Annotated in this window: 17 protein-coding genes; 12 read left to right on the top strand and 5 right to left on the bottom strand. The window is 62.1% G+C overall.

Features of this window, described 5'->3' with window-relative positions; genetic code table 11:
- Positions 1 to 26: 26 nt before the first annotated feature.
- The 9 genes from KSS97_RS09550 (at position 27) to KSS97_RS09510 (ending at position 6880) form a co-directional block, all read left to right on the top strand.
- Positions 27 to 485: a VOC family protein gene (locus tag KSS97_RS09550; RefSeq protein ID WP_217861521.1), complete on the top strand. Its 459-nt coding sequence runs from the start codon at positions 27 to 29 to the stop codon at positions 483 to 485.
- A gap of 243 nt (positions 486 to 728) precedes the next feature.
- Positions 729 to 1940: a PepSY-associated TM helix domain-containing protein gene (locus tag KSS97_RS09545; protein WP_217861520.1), complete on the top strand. Its 1212-nt coding sequence runs from the start codon at positions 729 to 731 to the stop codon at positions 1938 to 1940.
- Positions 1937 to 2479 carry a PA2404 family protein gene (locus KSS97_RS09540; protein ID WP_030137811.1) on the top strand — a complete coding sequence of 181 codons (543 nt, stop codon included), beginning with the start codon at positions 1937 to 1939 and terminating at the stop codon, positions 2477 to 2479. Before KSS97_RS09545 ends, KSS97_RS09540 begins: the two co-directional genes overlap by 4 nt.
- Entirely contained in the window at positions 2476 to 2802 is a 327-nt protein-coding gene (locus KSS97_RS09535) for a hypothetical protein (RefSeq protein WP_030137810.1), read from the top strand. The genes KSS97_RS09540 and KSS97_RS09535 overlap by 4 nt, the downstream gene beginning before the upstream one ends.
- A complete protein-coding gene (locus tag KSS97_RS09530) occupies positions 2799 to 3374 on the top strand; it encodes a DUF6162 family protein (RefSeq protein WP_217861519.1) in 576 nt (191 codons plus the stop codon). Before KSS97_RS09535 ends, KSS97_RS09530 begins: the two co-directional genes overlap by 4 nt.
- Positions 3375 to 3408: 34 nt before the next feature.
- Complete coding sequence (locus tag KSS97_RS09525) at positions 3409 to 4338, top strand: metal ABC transporter substrate-binding protein (protein WP_217861518.1); 930 nt, start codon at positions 3409 to 3411, stop codon at positions 4336 to 4338.
- Positions 4335 to 5087, top strand: coding sequence for a metal ABC transporter ATP-binding protein (locus KSS97_RS09520; protein WP_217861517.1), 753 nt, complete (start codon positions 4335 to 4337; stop codon positions 5085 to 5087). Before KSS97_RS09525 ends, KSS97_RS09520 begins: the two co-directional genes overlap by 4 nt.
- The gene (locus KSS97_RS09515; RefSeq protein WP_014339414.1) at positions 5087 to 5986 is read left to right on the top strand and encodes a metal ABC transporter permease; all 900 of its coding nucleotides are present in this window, start codon (positions 5087 to 5089) and stop codon (positions 5984 to 5986) included. Before KSS97_RS09520 ends, KSS97_RS09515 begins: the two co-directional genes overlap by 1 nt.
- Positions 5987 to 6880: a metal ABC transporter substrate-binding protein gene (locus KSS97_RS09510; RefSeq protein WP_217861516.1), complete on the top strand. Its 894-nt coding sequence runs from the start codon at positions 5987 to 5989 to the stop codon at positions 6878 to 6880.
- Positions 6881 to 7153: 273 nt separating this feature from the next.
- Here the strand turns inward: KSS97_RS09510 and prpF are convergent, their stop codons facing one another.
- The 5 genes from prpF to KSS97_RS09485 all read right to left on the bottom strand — a co-directional run bounded on the left by prpF (position 7154) and on the right by KSS97_RS09485 (position 13958).
- Positions 7154 to 8344 (bottom strand): 2-methylaconitate cis-trans isomerase PrpF, encoded by a 1191-nt coding sequence (gene prpF, locus KSS97_RS09505; RefSeq protein ID WP_217861515.1) that lies wholly within the window; start codon positions 8342 to 8344, stop codon positions 7154 to 7156.
- Positions 8345 to 8396: 52 nt separating this feature from the next.
- Complete coding sequence (gene acnD, locus KSS97_RS09500) at positions 8397 to 10988, bottom strand: Fe/S-dependent 2-methylisocitrate dehydratase AcnD (RefSeq protein WP_217861514.1); 2592 nt, start codon at positions 10986 to 10988, stop codon at positions 8397 to 8399.
- 200 nt (positions 10989 to 11188) lie between these two features.
- Positions 11189 to 12316 carry a bifunctional 2-methylcitrate synthase/citrate synthase gene (gene prpC, locus KSS97_RS09495; protein ID WP_030137802.1) on the bottom strand — a complete coding sequence of 376 codons (1128 nt, stop codon included), beginning with the start codon at positions 12314 to 12316 and terminating at the stop codon, positions 11189 to 11191.
- A 41-nt stretch (positions 12317 to 12357) separates the two neighbouring features.
- Positions 12358 to 13248 (bottom strand): methylisocitrate lyase, encoded by an 891-nt coding sequence (gene prpB / locus KSS97_RS09490; protein WP_217861513.1) that lies wholly within the window; start codon positions 13246 to 13248, stop codon positions 12358 to 12360.
- Positions 13245 to 13958 carry a GntR family transcriptional regulator gene (locus KSS97_RS09485; protein WP_030137800.1) on the bottom strand — a complete coding sequence of 238 codons (714 nt, stop codon included), beginning with the start codon at positions 13956 to 13958 and terminating at the stop codon, positions 13245 to 13247. The genes prpB and KSS97_RS09485 overlap by 4 nt, the downstream gene beginning before the upstream one ends.
- 279 nt (positions 13959 to 14237) lie before the next feature.
- On the opposite strand from KSS97_RS09485, the gene rloA reads away from it, so the two are divergent.
- The 3 genes from rloA to KSS97_RS09470 are packed head-to-tail and all read left to right on the top strand — an operon-like array spanning position 14238 to position 17298.
- Complete coding sequence (gene rloA, locus KSS97_RS09480; protein ID WP_030137799.1) at positions 14238 to 14774, top strand: retropepsin-like aspartic peptidase RloA; 537 nt, start codon at positions 14238 to 14240, stop codon at positions 14772 to 14774.
- Between the two features lie 5 nt (positions 14775 to 14779).
- Complete coding sequence (rloB, locus tag KSS97_RS09475; protein WP_030137798.1) at positions 14780 to 16312, top strand: osmotic stress tolerance membrane protein RloB; 1533 nt, start codon at positions 14780 to 14782, stop codon at positions 16310 to 16312.
- Positions 16312 to 17298, top strand: a complete 987-nt coding sequence (locus KSS97_RS09470) for an alpha-L-glutamate ligase-like protein (protein WP_217861512.1) — start codon at positions 16312 to 16314, stop codon at positions 17296 to 17298. The genes rloB and KSS97_RS09470 overlap by 1 nt, the downstream gene beginning before the upstream one ends.
- Positions 17299 to 17407: the final 109 nt, after the last annotated feature.

Below are 17407 nucleotides of genomic sequence, written 5' to 3'. Positions count from 1 at the left end.
TCCCATAACAACAAGGAGAAACGGTCATGGGCGTCAAAGCCATTCCTGATGGTTATCACAGCATCACGCCTTATCTGGGCATCCGGAAAGCCGCCGAAGCCATCGATTTCTACAAGAAAGCCTTCAACGCAACCGAGGTCATGCGCCTGAGCATGCCCGACGGCGGCATCGGCCATGCCGAACTGCGGATCGGTGATTGCCCGATCATGCTTGGCACGCCTTGCGACCAAGGTCCGCTGAGCAATCCGGATCGATCGCCGTCGGTAGGCCTGCATTTATATGTCAACGACGTGGACAGCGCATTCGCCCAGGCGATCGAGGCCGGAGGCACGGTGATTTCCGAGGTCAAGGATCAGTTCTATGGTGATCGCTCGGGCACCCTGAAAGATCCTTACGGGCATTTGTGGTTCCTGGCAACGCGCAAGGAGGACCTGACTCAGGAGCAGATCGAGCAGCGAGCCAGGGAAATGTTCCAACAAGGCTGACGCGTTTAGAAGACAGCGTTAACCCTGGCGAGGGGGCTTGCTCCCTCGCCGCAAAAAATAAAGTCGCCCCCATCGCAAACGCGAAACATTTTCTTTCATCTTCTCCTTCAGGATTTCACTTGCTCGTTCGTCTTAATTAGATGCAGCAGGCCGCGTCGGCAAAAGCCACGGCCTGCTTTTCAGGGTTCTCAGTGTTACGAAGCCCGTGACACGGAACCTTTCATCGAATCAAGACGTTCAATCATGTCCAAGAAGTCCCGCTCCAAACTCTGGTTCCTCGTCCATAGCTGGTTGGCGCTGCCTATCTGGTTTTTCGTGCTGATCGTCTGCGTCACCGGCACCTTGGCCGTGGTCAGCCAGGAGATCGTCTGGCTGGTCAACCCCGAAATGCGCGCCAGCAAGCCCACCGATGACGCCCCGTTGCTCAGCTACGATCAGGTCCTCGCCGCCATCAAGCAAGCCCAGCCGCTGACCCAGGTGCAAAGTATCGTGCGTCCGGATGAGTCGCATTTTGCCCTGGAAGCCAAGGTCACTTACCCCGACGGGCGGCCGGATACTGTCTATGTCAATCCGTACAGCGGCGTTATCCAGGGATCGGCCCCGGCGTTCAACTTCCGAGGCTTCACCCGCGCCCTGCATGGCTGGTGGCTGGTGCCGTTCACCAACGGCTACAGCTGGGGCTGGTACCTGGTGTCGTTTCTCGGCCTGCCGATGCTGGCGTCGTTGGTGACAGGGCTTGTCGTCTACAAGCGTTTCTGGAAAGGTTTCCTGCGCCCGACCCTGCGTATCCGCCACGGCGCCCGTATTTTCTGGGGCGATTTCCATCGGCTCAGTGGCATCTGGTCGATCTGGTTCATCGCGGTGATTTCCGTGACCGGTACCTGGTTCCTGATCGAAGCCGCGCTGGCCGACAACGGCATTTCCATCTCCAGCGCCCCGGTCGTACCGGTCGTGGCCCGTGAAAGCGTTCCGTTGTCTGCCGATGGTGCTGCTCCAGCGCAATTGAACCTGGACCGTGCCATCGAGATTGCCCGGCAGCAAATTCCTGGGCTGGAAGCAAGTTTCGTCAGCCTGCCGGGCAATGCCTACAGCCATCTGGAGGTCGGCGGACGCGGCTGGTACCCATTGATGTTCCAGACCGCAACCATCAATCCCTACAACGGTGAGGTGGACGCCTCGCGATTGTTGTCGGACCGTACGGCACTCGAGTTCGTCACTGAATCCATGCGGCCCTTGCACACCGGGGACTTTGGCGGGATCTGGATCAAGCTCATCTGGTTTTTCTTCGGCCTGATCCTGAGCATGATGGTCCTGAGTGGATTGCTGATCTGGACCAAACGCACCGCCCTGGCCACTGCCAACGCCGTCAAGCGCAGCCAGAAACCTGCCCGGCCAGCTCGGATTGCGTCGTCGTTGCAGCCCCTTCACCGTGACTCACCGGAGGGCAGCCTGTGAACCCGTCCACCACAACCACATCACCTTCAAGCCTGGGCCGGTTCTGGCATAAATGGCGCTTCCATCTCAATGTGCTGTTGCTGCTGATCCCCTTGGGCTTCATGCCCAAGTACCTCTCGGAAGCGGCGTTGTTCCGGGGTGACGGCGGGCTCGGTGAGCGGGAAGTCGGCGAAATCCAGGTTGGACCGTGGAGCCTGCGACTGGCGGAGTTTCGCAACGAAGCGCCCCGTACCCAAGGTCCTGCCGGCCCCATGAAGCACTTCAATGCCGCTTTGTGCCAACGCTGCATCAGCCAGGTGAAAGCCACCTACCTGCGCATCGGCAAGCCTCGCAGCCTGCGGGCCGCCGGGGTGATTTTCTTCGGGTCGCCCTATCGCATGGGCGCCATGTTGCCGGTGCCAAAGAAGACTCAGCCAGACGCCGAGCTGTGGATCACCCTCGAAGGCTGGGATGGCTCGATGCATCAAGCCTCCATTCCCCTGGACCAGGCCTCCCCGGCCACCGTCGCCTGGCTTAAAACCCAAGGAGCCCGACCATGACCTTCCGCGCCCCCCTCAACAGCCTGGCGCTGCTGTTGTGCGCAGGCTTGAGCACCAGCGCACTGGCCCACAACCCCATGTGCGAATGCAAGGCCATCGACGCCGAACAGATCCAGTGCACCGGCGGCTTTTCCGACGGCAGCGGCGCTCCGGGGGTGACCCTGGATGTGATCGGCTACGACGAAACCATCCTGGTCCCCGGCAAGCTCGGCGCCGACTCGAAGCTGACTTTCAAGAAACCGAACGCTGAATTCTACGTACTCTTCGACGCCGGCCCCGGCCACGTGGTGGAGATCGACCAAGCCGACATCGAGGCCCCATGAGCGCTCCCACCACTCAAGTCATCCGCCCCGCGGGCGCCGGCCATGAAACCCTTTACGTCCTGCTGTTGTGCCTGATCATCGTCTTGGGCGCCGGTTCGGTGGTGGCCTGGCATGGCGAAACCCAGGAGGTCGCCCACCTGGAAAGCAACCAGTTGGACGCCCGCCGCGACCTCAGCGCCGCCGAGCAAGGTATTTATGCCGACCTGCGGGTGACGCTGGACGAAATCCGCATCCTGCGCGAAAGCGAGCAAGCCCTTCCCGCCCCGAAGGCGTTGGCCGATGAAGGCTTTGCCCCGTTCGCACAGGACGCCAGTTCGGTCAGTCGCGGCGGGCACGCCTGGCAACTGCTGGATGAACGCGCCTACTTCGGCGCGAGCAGCAACCGGTCCGTTGCGGGCTCCTTTCTGATGCGCATCAGCGCAAGATCCGACGCGCCCCCGGACATCTGGCTCAACCGCAGCCATCCTGCGACCGCGCCCACCGCATTGGACGAGGCTGCATTGTCCGCCGCTGGTTGGCAACAGATCGTCGCGCAGTTCGATGCCGGCGTAACCCGCCAGCACCGGCATTGACCCACGCCCTCATTCAAGAGAAGACCGCTTGCCCATGTCTATCGCCTCCCAACGCCGCCCCTTGCTGCGCCTGCTGTTGATCGGCCTGCTCGCCTGCCTGTTCACATCACAGGCGAACGCCGATACAGCCAAGCGCCTGCGCATCGGCATCACCTTGCATCCCTATTACAGCTACGTAGCCAATATCGTCGGCGACAAGGCCGAAGTGGTGCCGCTGATCCCGGCCGGTTTCAACCCCCACGCCTACGAGCCCAGGGCCGAAGACATCAAGCGCATCAGCGGCCTGGATGTGATCGTGCTCAACGGCGTCGGCCATGACGATTTCGCCGACCGCATGATCGCTGCCAGCGAAACGCCGAACGTGAAGGTCATCGAAGCCAACGAAAACGTGCCCTTGCTGGCCGCCACTGGCACCGCCGCCCGAGGCGCGGGCAAGGTCGTCAATCCCCACACGTTCCTGTCCATCAGCGCCTCCATTGCCCAGGTCAACAATATCGCCCGGGAGCTGGGCAAGCTCGACCCGGACAACGCCAAGACCTACACGCAAAACGCCCGCGCCTACGGCAAGCGCCTGCGGCAAATGCGCGCCGACGCCCTGGCCAAGCTGACCCAGGCACCGAATGCCGAGCTGCGAGTCGCCACGGTCCATGCCGCCTATGACTACCTGCTGCGCGAATTCGGCCTGGAAGTGACTGCCGTGGTCGAGCCGGCCCATGGCATCGAGCCGAGCCCCAGCCAGTTGAAAAAGACCATCGACCAACTGCGCGAGCTGGACGTGAAGGTGATTTTTTCGGAGATGGATTTCCCTTCAACCTACGTCGACACCATCCAACGTGAATCGGGCGTAAAGCTGTATCCGCTATCGCACATTTCCTACGGTGAATACAGCGCCGAGAAATACGAAAAAGAGATGACCGGCAACCTCGATACCGTGGTCCGCGCGATCCAGGAGTCCGGCGCATGACCGTACAGGAAACCCTTATCCAGCAACCGGCCGGTCCGTTGATCGAGTTCGCCGACATCAGCCTTGAGCTGGGGCGCACCACGATTCTCGACAACGTGGGCTTCCAGGTGCAACCCGGCAGCGTCCATGCCTTGGTCGGCCCCAATGGCGGCGGCAAGAGTTCGCTGATCAAGACCTTGCTCGGACAAATGCCGCACCAGGGACGCCTTAGCTTGCAATGGCCAGGTGAGCCCGGCGTCATCGGCTACGTTCCTCAGGCACTGGAATTCGATCGGGGCCTGCCCATGACGGTGGACGATTTCATGGCGGCGATGTGTCAGCGACGGCCAGCCTTTCTCGGCTTGAGCAGACATTACACGGGTGCCATCGGCCGGGCCCTGGAGCGGGTCGGCATGCACGACAAGCGCAAGCGACGCATGGGCGCGCTGTCTGGCGGCGAGCGCCAGCGGGTATTGCTCGCCCAAGGCTTGATCCCCTCGCCACAACTGCTGGTGCTGGACGAACCAATGTCAGCCCTCGACGAGGCCGGCATCCAGGTGTTTGAACGGTTGCTGCAGGACTGGCGCCAGGCCGGGATCACCGTGCTGTGGATCGAACACGACCTGGAAGCCGTCGGACGCCTCGCCGACCGGGTCACCGGCCTGAATCGCCGGGTACTGTTCGACGGCCCGCCACGCCAGACCCTGACGCCGGAGCGACTGCTGACGCTGTTTTCCACCCATCCACGCACGAACGGGAGCGCGCCCTGATGAGTTATGAAGCCTTTCGCTTGATGGTCCAGGGCTGGGCGTCGGCCGGCTATCTGCCTGAAGCGCTGGCCTACGGTTTTGTGGTCAATGCGTTGCTGGCCGGGCTGTTGATCGGCCCGGTGCTGGGTGGCCTCGGCACGCTGGTGGTGGTCAAGCGCTTCGCGTTTTTCTCCGAAGCCGTGGGCCATGCGGCGCTGACCGGCGTGGCCATCGGTATCCTGCTCGGCGAACCCTACACCGGGCCATACGGCAGCCTGTTCGGCTACTGCCTGTTGTTCGGCATCCTGCTCAATTACCTGCGCAACCGCACCGGCCTCGCGCCCGACACGCTGATCGGCGTCTTCCTTTCCGTGTCCCTGGCCTTGGGCGCGAGCCTGCTGTTGATCCTGGCAGGCAAGATCAACGTGCACATCCTGGAGAACGTGCTGTTCGGCTCGGTGCTGACGGTGAACGGCAACGACCTGCTGGTACTCGCAGTGGTCGGCTCGTTGGTGATGGCGCTGGCGTTGCCGCTGTACAACCGCATCATGCTCGCCAGCTTCAATCCGCAACTGGCGGCGGTGCGCGGGGTGGCGGTCAAGACGCTGGACTACCTGTTCGTGGTCCTGGTGACGTTGATCACCGTGGCGGCGGTGAAAGTCATCGGCGCCATCCTGGTGGGGGCATTGCTGGTGATTCCGGCGGCGGCGGCGCGCCTGCTCAGCCAATCGTTGAAAGGCTTTTTCTGGTGCTCGGTGCTGATCGCCACTGTCAGTACCTTGTGCGGGATCCTCGCGCCGATTGTGTTCGACCTGCCGATCCCGTCCGGTGCCGCGATCATTCTAGTAGCCGGCATCGCCTTCGCCCTGAGCGCCATCGCCCGTGGCGTCGTCCCCAGCCTCAAAGGGAACCTTGGATAAATGGTTTTTTCATTGCGACAACTGACCCTGGCCGTTGCGTTGTGCGGCGTGGCCGTCACTTCATCATTCGCTGCTGAAAAGGTCCGCCTGCTGGCGTCGTTGCCGGTCACCTACGGGTTGGGCGAGGCCTTGCTCAAGGGGACCGAGGTCAGTCTGGAGCGAGCGGCGCCCGCCAATCTGCCCGGCACCCGCCAGAGCGCCTATTTCAGTGGTCGTGGCGCGCCGGCCCTGGGCAAACTGGCCAGCGACGCCGACGCCGTGATCGGCCTGCGCTCGTTATGGCCGGACGACCCGCTGTATCCCATGGCTCGACGCAGCAATATCCGCATCGTCGAAGTCGACGCCGCGCGCCCGGTGGACGGTGCCCTGCCCGGCATCGCCGTGCAACCGGGCATGGCCGATGGGTTGGCGAGCCAGCCGTGGATGGCCAGCCATAACCTGGGGCGCATGGCCGACGTGATCGCCGCCGACCTGGTACGCCTGGCCCCGGCGGACAAAGCGAAAATCGACGCCAACCTGGCGGCCATCAAGCAGCGCCTGCTCAAACTCAGCGCCGACAGCGAAAAACGCCTCGCCGGCGCTGACAACCTGAGCGTGGTCAGCCTGAGCGAGCATTTCGGTTACTTGATCAGTGGATTGAATCTGGATGGCATCAGCACCGACGCCCGCCCTGACACCGAGTGGACGCCCGAAGCCCTCAAACAATTGACGACCACATTGAAAGACAACGACGTGGCGCTGGTGCTGCATCATAGCCAGCCCTCGGATGCGCTGAAGGCAGCCATCACCGAAGGCGGTAGCCAACTGCTGGTGCTGAACACCGATGGCGCCGATCCGGTGGCGGAACTGGAAAGCAATGTAGGACTGGTGGTCACCGCACTGACGGCGGACTGACGGAAGAAATACGATCAACCTGTGTGCGAGCTTGCTCGCGATGAGGTCGGCACATTCAACATTGATGTGGACTGACACTCCGCTTTCGCGAGCAAGCTCGCTCCCACAGGTTTGATCGTGGATGTTCGAAGATTCTGTGTTCACCACAAATCCACCGCGGGAGCGGGCTTGCTCGCGAAAGGATCGGCACATTCAACATTGGCGTCGACTGATACACCGCCATCGCGAGCAGGCTCGCTCCCACAGGTTTTGTATTGTTCCTGAAGCATCGAGTTAGAAAACATCCCCCGGCACCCGCACAAACCCTTCCATCAATACCCTCGCGCTGCGGCTCATTATGGCTTTTTTCACGGTCCATTCTCCATTGACCTGGCTGGCCTCGGCGCCGACGCGCAGGGTGCCGGACGGGTGGCCGAAACGCACGGCGTTGCGTTCGATACCGCCGGCTGCCAGGTTTACCAGCGTGCCGGAGATCGCTGCGGCCGTGCCGATGGCCACCGCTGCGGTGCCCATCATGGCGTGGTGTAGCTTGCCCATGGACAACGCCCGCACCAGCAAATCGACGTCGCCAGCCGCCACGGCTTTTCCGCTGGACGAGAGGTAATCCGCCGGCGGCGCGACAAACGCGACTTTCGGGGTGTGCTGGCGCTGCGCGGCTTCGTCCAAGTGCTTGATCAAGCCCATCCGCAAGGCGCCATGTGCGCGGATGGTTTCGAACATCGCCAACGCCTTGGGATCGCCATTGATAGCGCCCTGCAGTTCGGTGCCGGTGTAGCCCACATCACGAGCATTGATGAAAATCGTCGGGATCCCGGCGTTGATCAGCGTCGCCTTCAAAGTGCCGACACCAGGCACCTCCAAGTCATCCACCAGATTGCCGGTAGGGAACATCGAGTCGCCACCGCCCTCCTCCTCGGCCGCCGGGTCCATGAATTCCAGCTGCACTTCAGCCGCCGGAAACGTCACGCCGTCGAGCTCGAAGTCACCGGTTTCCTGCACCGTTCCATCGGTGATGGGCACGTGGGCAATGATGGTCTTGCCGATGTTGGCCTGCCAGATGCGCACCACGGCCACGCCGTTCTGCGGAATACGGCTGGCATCCACCAGACCGCTGCTGATGGCAAACGACCCTACCGCCGCCGACAAGTTGCCGCAGTTGCCGCTCCAGTCCACGAACGGCTTGTCGATGGACACCTGGCCGAACAGGTAATCGACATCGTGGTCGGCGCGGGTGCTCTTGGACAGGATCACCGTCTTGCTGGTGCTGGACGTCGCGCCGCCCATGCCATCGATCTGCTTTTCGTACGGATCGGGACTGCCGATCACCCGAAGCAACAGGGCATCCCGGGCCGGGCCGGGGACGCGGGCGGCTTCGGGCAGGTCTTGCAGGCTGAAGAACACGCCTTTGCTGGTGCCGCCACGCATGTAGGTCGCGGGGATCTTGATTTGAGGCGAGTGAGCCATGTGCTCTAACTCCTTGAAAAATGGCGGCCAGAACACCGGCTACCCAAGCGATTTAAACGGCGATCGCCGACTCGAGGAAGTCCTGGGCGAAGCGTTGCAGCACGCCCCCGGCTTCGTAGATCGACACTTCTTCAGCCGTATCGAGGCGGCAGGTCACCGGCACTTCGACGCGCTCGCCGTTCTTGCGGGTAATCACCAGGGTCAGTGTTGCCCGCGGGGTGCGCTCGCCGATCACGTCATAGATTTCGCTGCCGTCGATGCCCAGGGTCTTGCGATCGGTGCCGGGCTTGAACTCCAGCGGCAATACGCCCATGCCCACCAGGTTGGTGCGATGGATGCGCTCGAAGCCTTCGGCAGCGATCGCCTCGACACCGGCCAGGCGCACGCCCTTGGCCGCCCAGTCGCGGGACGAGCCCTGGCCGTAGTCGGCGCCGGCAATGATGATCAGCGGCTGCTTGCGCTCCATGTAGGTCTCGATGGCTTCCCACATGCGCATGACCTTGCCTTCCGGCTCGACCCGGGCCAGGGAGCCCTGCTTGACATTGCCGTTCTCGACGACCATTTCGTTGAACAGTTTCGGGTTGGCGAAGGTGGCGCGTTGTGCGGTCAGGTGATCGCCACGGTGGGTCGCGTAGGAGTTGAAGTCCTCCTCCGGCAGGCCCATTTTCGCCAGGTATTCCCCGGCGGCGCTGTCCAGCATGATGGCGTTGGACGGCGACAAGTGGTCGGTGGTGATGTTGTCCGGCAGCACCGCCAGCGGGCGCATGCCCTTGAGCGGTCGCGCACCGGCCAACGCACCTTCCCAATACGGCGGGCGACGGATATAGGTGCTTTGCGGGCGCCAGTCATACAGCGGCGTGACTTTCGGACCGGTATCTTCCTGGATGGCGAACATCGGGATGTACACCTGGCGAAACTGCTCCGGCTTCACCGACGCCTTGACCACGGCTTCGATTTCTTCGTCGCTCGGCCAGATGTCCTTGAGACGAATCTCGCGACCGTCCACCACGCCCAGCACATCCTTCTCGATGTCGAAGCGGATGGTCCCGGCGATGGCATAAGCGACCACCAGCGGCGGTGATGCCAGGAACGCCTGCTTGGCGTACGGATGGATGCGACCGTCGAAGTTGCGGTTGCCCGACAACACGGCGGTGGCGTACAGGTCGCGGTCAATGATCTCCTGTTGGATCACCGGGTCCAGCGCGCCGGACATGCCGTTACACGTGGTGCAGGCAAACGCGACAACGCCGAAGCCCAGCTTTTCGAGCTCGGACGTCAGGCCCGCTTCATCCAGGTACAGCGCCACGGTTTTCGAACCCGGCGCGAGGGACGACTTGACCCACGGCTTGCGCGCCAGACCCAGGCGGTTGGCGTTGCGCGCCAGCAGGCCGGCGGCGATCACGTTGCGCGGGTTGCTGGTGTTGGTGCAACTGGTGATGGCGGCGATGATCACTGCGCCGTCGGGCATCTGCCCCGGCACATCGTCCCACTGGCCGGAGATGCCTTTGGCGGCCAGGTCCGACACCGCGACGCGAGCGTGCGGGTTGCTCGGGCCGGCCATGTTGCGCACCACCGAGGACAGGTCGAAGCTCAAGCCGCGTTCGTATTGCGCGCCCTTGAGGCTGTCGGCCCACAAGCCTGTGGTCTTGGCGTAGTTCTCGACCAACTGCACTTGCTGGTCTTCGCGGCCGGTGAGCTTCAGGTAATCAATGGTCTGCTGATCGATATGGAACATCGCCGCCGTGGCGCCGTATTCCGGGGCCATGTTGGAGATGGTTGCCCGGTCGCCCAAGGTCAGGGCGCTGGCGCCTTCGCCGAAAAATTCCAGCCAGGCACCGACGACTTTCTGTTTGCGCAGGAACTCGGTCAGCGCCAGCACCATGTCGGTGGCGGTGATGCCCGGTTGCAGTTTGCCGGTCAGTTCGACGCCGACGATTTCCGGCAGGCGCATCCACGAGGCGCGGCCAAGCATGACGCTTTCGGCTTCCAGGCCACCGACACCAATGGCGATCACGCCCAGGGCGTCGACGTGAGGCGTGTGGCTGTCGGTACCCACGCAGGTGTCAGGAAAGGCAACGCCGTCCCGCTGCTGGATCACCGGCGACATTTTTTCCAGGTTGATCTGGTGCATGATCCCGTTGCCTGGCGGAATCACGTCAACGTTCTTGAAGGCTTTCTTGGTCCAGTTGATGAAGTGGAAGCGGTCTTCGTTGCGGCGGTCTTCGATGGCGCGGTTCTTGGCAAAGGCCTGGGGATCGAAACCGGCGCTTTCCACCGCCAGCGAGTGGTCGACGATCAGCTGGGTCGGCACCACCGGGTTGACCTGCGCCGGGTCGCCACCTTGCTGGGCGATGGCGTCGCGCAAACCGGCGAGGTCCACCAGGGCGGTCTGGCCGAGAATGTCGTGGCACACCACCCGCGCCGGGAACCATGGGAAATCCAGGTCGCGCTTGCGCTCGATCAATTGCAGCAGCGATTCACGCAGCGTGGCCGGGTCGCAGCGGCGCACGAGGTTTTCCGCCAATACGCGAGAAGTGTACGGCAGGCCGTCATAGGCGCCGGGGCGGATGGCCTCCACTGCGCCACGAACGTCGAAGTAATCCAGCGAGGTGCCGGGCAGCGGTTTGCGAAATTCTGTGTTCATCGTCAGGACTCGGGTCACGGTGGTTTCAGAGGGTTGGCGCAACCATTGAAATAAACCCATTCCCCTGTGGGAGCGGGCTTGCTCGCGAATGCGGTGTATCAGCCGACATCAATGTTGAATGTCAGTCCGTCTTCGCGAGCAAGCCCGCTCCCACAAGGGGTTTTCGGTTCCTTCAGTTCCGGCGGCTAGAACCCTCCAGCTCAGCGTCGTTCGATTGGCACGAACTTGCGCTGTTCGACGCCGGTGTATTCGGCGCTCGGTCGGATGATGCGGTTGTTGGCGCGTTGTTCGAACACGTGGGCGGCCCAGCCGGTCAGGCGCGAACAGACGAAGATCGGCGTGAACAACTTGGTCGGGATGCCCATGAAATGGTACGCCGAGGCATGGTAGAAATCGGCGTTAGGGAACAGTTTCTTCTGCTCCCACATGGTCTTGTCGATGGCTTCGGAGACCGGGAACAGCACCGTGTCGCCCACTTCGTCGGCGAGCTTTTTCGACCAGCCCTTGATCACCTCGTTGCGCGGATCGTTGTCCTTATAGATAGCGTGGCCGAAGCCCATGATCTTGTCCTTGCGCGCCAGCATGCCGAGGGTGCCTTCGATGGCGTCCTGCGGTGAACTGAAGCGCTCGATCATTTCCATCGCCGCTTCGTTGGCGCCGCCATGCAGCGGGCCGCGCAACGAGCCGATGGCGGCGGTGATGCAGGAGAACAGGTCAGACAAGGTAGAGGCGCAGACCCGCGCGGTGAAAGTCGAGGCGTTGAACTCGTGCTCGGCGTAGAGAATCAGCGAGACATTCATCACCTTGACGTGCAACTCGCTTGGTTTCTTGCCGTGCAACAGGTACAGGAAGTGGCCGCCGATGGAGACTTCGTCGGTCACGCATTCGATGCGCTGGCCTTCGTGGCTGAAGCGATACCAGTAGCACATGATCGCTGGGAACGCTGCCAGCAGGCGGTCGGTCTTGTCGTGCTGTTGGGAGAAATCCTGCTCGGGCTCCAGATTGCCCAGGAACGAGCAACCGGTGCGCATCACGTCCATCGGGTGGGCGTCGGCGGGAATGCGCTCCAGCACTTCTTTCAAGGCTTGAGGCAGATCGCGCAACTGGCGCAATTTACCGGTGTAGGCGTCCAGTTGGGCCTGGGTCGGCAGCTCACCGTACAGCAGCAGATACGCCACTTCTTCAAATTGGGCGTCTGCCGCCAGGTCGCGAACGTCGTAGCCGCGATAGGTCAAGCCGGCACCCGACTGGCCTACGGTGGACAATGCGGTTTGCCCGGCCACCTGGCCACGGAGCCCGGCGCCACTGAGTACTTTTGCTTCGGCCATGTTGCTGTCTCCATTTTCTTGAATTTGTAGGGAGTCGCGCCTTACTTCTTCGCCGCGAACAACGCATCGAGCTTCTGCTCGAAGGTGTGGTAGTCGATGCGATCGTAAAGCTCCATGCGGGTCTGCATGGTGTCGATGACGTTCTGTTGCGTGCCGTCGCGGCGGATCGCGGTGTAGACGTTTTCGGCTGCCTTGTTCATGGCCCGGAACGCCGACAGCGGGTACAGCACCAGGGACACGTCGGCACCGGCCAGTTGTTCGGTGGTGTACAGCGGGGTCGCGCCGAATTCGGTGATGTTGGCCAGGATCGGCGCCTTCACGCGGCTGGCGAACAGCTTGTACATCTCGAGCTCGGTGATGGCCTCGGGGAAAATCATGTCGGCACCGGCCTCGATACATGCGGCGGCGCGGTCAAGCGCCGATTCCAAACCTTCAACGGCCAGGGCATCGGTGCGCGCCATGATCACGAAACTGTCATCGGTGCGGGCATCGACGGCGGCCTTGATGCGGTCGACCATTTCCTGCTGCGAGACGATTTCCTTGTTCGGGCGGTGGCCGCAGCGCTTGGCGCCGACCTGATCCTCGATATGAATCGCCGCCGCGCCGAACTTGCTCATCGACTTGACCGTGCGCGCCACGTTGAACGCCGAGGAGCCGAAACCGGTGTCCACGTCCACCAGCAGCGGCAGGTCGCAGACATCGGTGATGCGGCGCACATCGGTCAGCACATCATCCAGGCCGGTGATGCCCAGGTCCGGCACGCCGAGGGAACCGGCCGCGACGCCGCCACCCGACAGGTAGATCGCCTTGAAACCGGCGCGCTTGGCCAGGAGGGCGTGGTTGGCGTTGATGGCGCCGACCACTTGCAGCGGATGCTCAGTGGCGACCGCGTCGCGGAAACGCTGGCCTGGCGTGCTCTTGCTGGAACTCATGACTCACCTCGTTCAGTGGCGGCGCTGTCCTGGAAATGACGCGCGATGTTGCGTTTGGAAGCGCCGATGTGCCGGCGCATCAATAATTCAGCCAGTTCGCCGTCACGGTCGGCGATGGCGTCGAGAATCCGGTGGTGCTCGGCAAAGGCCTGGCGCGGACGGTTGGGCGTGGTGGAAAACTGGATGCGGTACATGCGCACCAATTGGTATAGCTCGCCGCAAAGCATCTGCGTCAGGGTGCGATTGCCGCTGCCCTGGATGATCCGATAGTGAAAGTCGAAATCGCCTTCTTGCTGGTAATAGCCGACACCGGCCTGGAACGCCGCATCGCGTTCATGGGTTTCGAGGACATGGCGCAGTTCGTCGATTTCCTCGATGGTCATGCGCTCGGCCGCCAGACGGCAAGCCATGCCCTCCAGGGACTCACGGATCTCGTACAGTTCGAGCAATTCGGCGTGACTGAGCGAAACCACCCGAGCGCCGACGTGGGGCACGCGCACCAGCAGGCGCTGGCCTTCCAGGCGATGGATCGCCTCGCGCAACGGCCCGCGGCTGATGCCATAGGTACGCGCCAGCTCGGGTTCGGAGATCTTGCTACCTGGAGCGATCTCGCCTTTGACGATGGCGGCCTGGATACGCCGGAAGACGTTCTCGGACAGCGTCTCCGAATCGTCTTGAGCCATCAGCGGTGTTTCGAGCTGATCGAGCATATTGTCGACACCTTGAAATTCAATATGGCAAAAACTAACCAACAACCCGCCATACGTCAAAAGAAAAATCAACATTGTCGACAATCGTCTAATAAGCGCCTGCGCCATAACCGGGCGAATGGTGACACGCAGCGTCCGGGCAGCGGTGGCGTCAGAAAACCACCGTGCTAGAATGCCGCGCGATTTGCCGCTCTCCTTTTATAGGGAAGGCTGCCCAGGGAGCTTGTGCAGTAATGCCATGGCCTGAACCGATAAACGGAACGCTGCGCACCAGGATCTATGACACTCAAGCCCTTTTCTGCCGCTCTGTATTTCATGTGCCTGCCGGGGCTTGCCGTGGCGGGCGAAAAAACCGTGTACGGCCTCAACGAATACGCGGCGCTGCAGGGCATTGACCTGGAGGTCGCCGCCAAGCTCGACACCGGCGCCAAGACCGCCTCCCTCAGTGCCCGCGACATCAAGCGCTTCAAGCGCAATGGCGAATCCTGGGTGCGTTTCTACCTGGCCATCGACGCCGCCCATTCGCACCCCATCGAACGCCCGCTGGCCCGTGTCAGCAAGATCAAGCGCCGCGCCGGTGACTACGATCCGGAAGAAGGCAAGAAATACACGGCCCGGCCGGTCATCGAACTGGACATCTGCATGGGCTCTGCCCTGCGCAGCATCGAAGTGAACCTGACCGACCGCAGCGCCTTCCAATACCCGTTGCTGATCGGCTCCGAAGCGCTCAAGCGTTTCGATGCGCTGGTCGACCCCAGTCTCAAATACGCTGCCGGCAAACCCGCCTGCGCCAATGCCGCTCATACCGCAGAGTAATTCCAATGCGCTCCCTTACCCTCCATCTGAAAATGCTGATCGCCATCCTGGTGGTGCTGGGCCTGTCGGTAACGGCCTATCAGATTTTCGTGCTCGGCATCCCGGTCACCGAAGACGCCACCGACGATTTGTGGAACATCGACGCCAAGGTCGAGTTCGTGCCCAACGCCAAGGATCCGGTGAAGATCCAGATGTTCGTACCGCCGTTGAGCCGCGACTATGTGAGCCTCAACGAGAGTTTCATTTCCAACAACTACGGCGTGGCGGTGAACCGGGTCGACGGCAATCGCAAGGTGACGTGGTCGGCCCGTCGCGCCAAAGGCAACCAGACGCTGTATTACCGCCTGGTGCTGACCAAGCGCTACAGCGCCGAGAAAACCAAGGTCAAGGGCCCGACGTTCCGCGACAGCATCGCCGTCGAAGGCCCCGAGAAACTGGCCGCCGAAGCCCTGCTCGCGCCGATCCGCCAGCACTCGGCCGACGTCGAGACGTTCATCAGCGAAGCGATCAAGCGGGTCAACAATCTCAACGACGACAACGTCAAGCTGTTGCTGGCCGGTGATCCGTCTTCAAGCAACAAGGCGCGGATCGTCGAGCTGGTGCTGTCCATCGCCCACGTGCCGGTGGAAAAAGTCCACACCATCCGCCTGGTCGCCGACCAGCCGCAGATGCCCGAGCTGTGGCTGCGCAGTTTCAACGGCACCGACTGGCTGTATTTCAACCCGGACACCGGCGAGCAGGGCCTGCCCACCGACCGCCTGTTGTGGTGGACCGGCGATGAAAACCTGATCACCGTCGATGGCGGCAAGAAAGCCACCGTCACCTTCAGCATGAACAACAGCGAAATGAACGCCATTCGCCTGGCCAAGCTGACGGACGAGAACACCGACGCCAATTTCCTCGAATACTCGCTCTACGGCCTGCCGCTGCAAACCCAGCAGACCTTCATGATCATGGTGATGATCCCGATCGGCGTGCTGGTGATCCTGGTGCTGCGCAACCTGATCGGGCTGCAGACCCTCGGTACGTTCACCCCGGTACTGATCGCCCTGGCCTTCCGCGAGACGCAACTGGGCTTCGGCATCATCCTGTTCACGGTCATTACCGCGCTGGGCCTGTCGCTGCGTTCCTACCTGGAACACCTCAAGCTGCAGATGCTGCCGAGGCTCTCGGTGGTGCTGACCTTCGTGGTGGTGCTGATCGCCGCCATCAGCCTGTTCAGCCATAAGCTGGGCCTGGAACGCGGCTTGTCGGTGGCGCTGTTCCCGATGGTGATCCTGACCATGACCATCGAACGCCTGTCCATCACCTGGGAAGAACGTGGCGGTGGCCATGCGATGAAAGTCGCCATCGGCACTTTGTTCGCCGCGTCCCTGGCGCATCTGATCATGAGCGTGCCGGAGCTGGTGTACTTCGTGTTCACTTTCCCGGCGATCCTGCTGATCCTGGTGGGCTTCATGCTGGCCATGGGTCGTTATCGCGGCTACCGCCTGACCGAGCTGGTTCGGTTCAAGGCCTTCCTCAAGGCTGACTCCTGATGTTCGGCTTCTGGAAGACGTGGAAGGCCCTCGAGGCCCGGGGCATCATGGGCATCAACCGGCGTAACGCCGACTACGTGCTCAAGTACAACAAGCGCAGCCTGTACCCCATCGTCGATGACAAGATCATCACCAAGGAACGGGCCATCGCCGCCGGCATTCATGTGCCGGAACTGTACGGGGTGATCTCCACCGAGAAGGAAATCGACAAGCTCGACGAGATCATCGGCGGGCGTACCGACTTCGTGATCAAGCCGGCCCAGGGTGCCGGCGGCGACGGCATCATTGTCATCGCCGACCGCTTCGAAGGCCGCTATCGGACGGTGTCGGGCAAGATCATCAGCCACGAGGAAATCGAGCACCACGTCTCCAGCATCCTCACCGGCCTGTATTCCTTGGGCGGGCACCGTGACCGGGCGCTGATCGAGTACCGCGTGACTCCGGACCAGATCTTCAAGAGCATCAGCTACGAAGGCGTGCCGGACATCCGCATCATCGTGCTGATGGGTTATCCGGTGATGGCCATGCTGCGCTTGCCAACCCGTCAGTCTGGCGGCAAGGCCAACCTGCACCAGGGCGCCATCGGCGTGGGCGTCGACCTTGCCACGGGCCTGACCCTGCGCGGCACCTGGCTGAACAACATCATCACCAAACACCCCGACACCACCAACGCGGTGGATGGCGTGCAACTGCCCTACTGGGACGGTTTCATGAAACTGGCCGCCGGTTGCTATGAACTGTGCGGGCTGGGCTACATCGGCGTCGACATGGTGCTGGACCAGGAAAAGGGTCCGTTGATCCTGGAACTGAACGCCCGCCCGGGGCTGAACATCCAGATCGCCAACGACTGCGGCCTGACCTTGCGTACCCACGCGGTGGAAGCCCACCTGGAAGAGCTCAAGGCCCGCGGCTTGACCGAAACCGTGGAAGAGCGCGTGGCGTTTGCCCAGGAGTTGTTTGGGCATATTCCGCCGGTTGAGGGGTGAGGCCGTCAACTTGAATATGACGAACCTTGTGGCGAGGGGATTTATCCCCTCGCCACAGTTAAAGCTTCGCCACAAGTAGCTTCGATAACCACAGACGTGCTCATCTCCG

Source organism: Pseudomonas alvandae (assembly GCF_019141525.1).
Taxonomy (GTDB): domain Bacteria; phylum Pseudomonadota; class Gammaproteobacteria; order Pseudomonadales; family Pseudomonadaceae; genus Aquipseudomonas; species Aquipseudomonas alvandae.
The sequence above is the reverse complement of the archived record's forward strand: the minus strand, read 5'-3'. Positions and strand labels throughout refer to the sequence as shown.

Coding starts and splice junctions, on each gene's coding strand:
- KSS97_RS09545 (WP_217861520.1), top strand. CDS start 729: ATGTCCAAGAAGTCCCGCTCCAAACTCTGGTTCCTCGTCCATAGCTGG.
- KSS97_RS09525 (WP_217861518.1), top strand. CDS start 3,409: ATGTCTATCGCCTCCCAACGCCGCCCCTTGCTGCGCCTGCTGTTGATC.
- acnD (WP_217861514.1), bottom strand. CDS start 10,988: ATGAACACAGAATTTCGCAAACCGCTGCCCGGCACCTCGCTGGATTAC.
- rloB (WP_030137798.1), top strand. CDS start 14,780: ATGCGCTCCCTTACCCTCCATCTGAAAATGCTGATCGCCATCCTGGTG.
- rloA (WP_030137799.1), top strand. CDS start 14,238: ATGACACTCAAGCCCTTTTCTGCCGCTCTGTATTTCATGTGCCTGCCG.
- KSS97_RS09550 (WP_217861521.1), top strand. CDS start 27: ATGGGCGTCAAAGCCATTCCTGATGGTTATCACAGCATCACGCCTTAT.
- KSS97_RS09530 (WP_217861519.1), top strand. CDS start 2,799: ATGAGCGCTCCCACCACTCAAGTCATCCGCCCCGCGGGCGCCGGCCAT.
- KSS97_RS09510 (WP_217861516.1), top strand. CDS start 5,987: ATGGTTTTTTCATTGCGACAACTGACCCTGGCCGTTGCGTTGTGCGGC.
- prpF (WP_217861515.1), bottom strand. CDS start 8,344: ATGGCTCACTCGCCTCAAATCAAGATCCCCGCGACCTACATGCGTGGC.
- prpC (WP_030137802.1), bottom strand. CDS start 12,316: ATGGCCGAAGCAAAAGTACTCAGTGGCGCCGGGCTCCGTGGCCAGGTG.
- KSS97_RS09485 (WP_030137800.1), bottom strand. CDS start 13,958: ATGCTCGATCAGCTCGAAACACCGCTGATGGCTCAAGACGATTCGGAG.
- KSS97_RS09515 (WP_014339414.1), top strand. CDS start 5,087: ATGAGTTATGAAGCCTTTCGCTTGATGGTCCAGGGCTGGGCGTCGGCC.
- KSS97_RS09520 (WP_217861517.1), top strand. CDS start 4,335: ATGACCGTACAGGAAACCCTTATCCAGCAACCGGCCGGTCCGTTGATC.
- KSS97_RS09470 (WP_217861512.1), top strand. CDS start 16,312: ATGTTCGGCTTCTGGAAGACGTGGAAGGCCCTCGAGGCCCGGGGCATC.
- KSS97_RS09535 (WP_030137810.1), top strand. CDS start 2,476: ATGACCTTCCGCGCCCCCCTCAACAGCCTGGCGCTGCTGTTGTGCGCA.
- prpB (WP_217861513.1), bottom strand. CDS start 13,248: ATGAGTTCCAGCAAGAGCACGCCAGGCCAGCGTTTCCGCGACGCGGTC.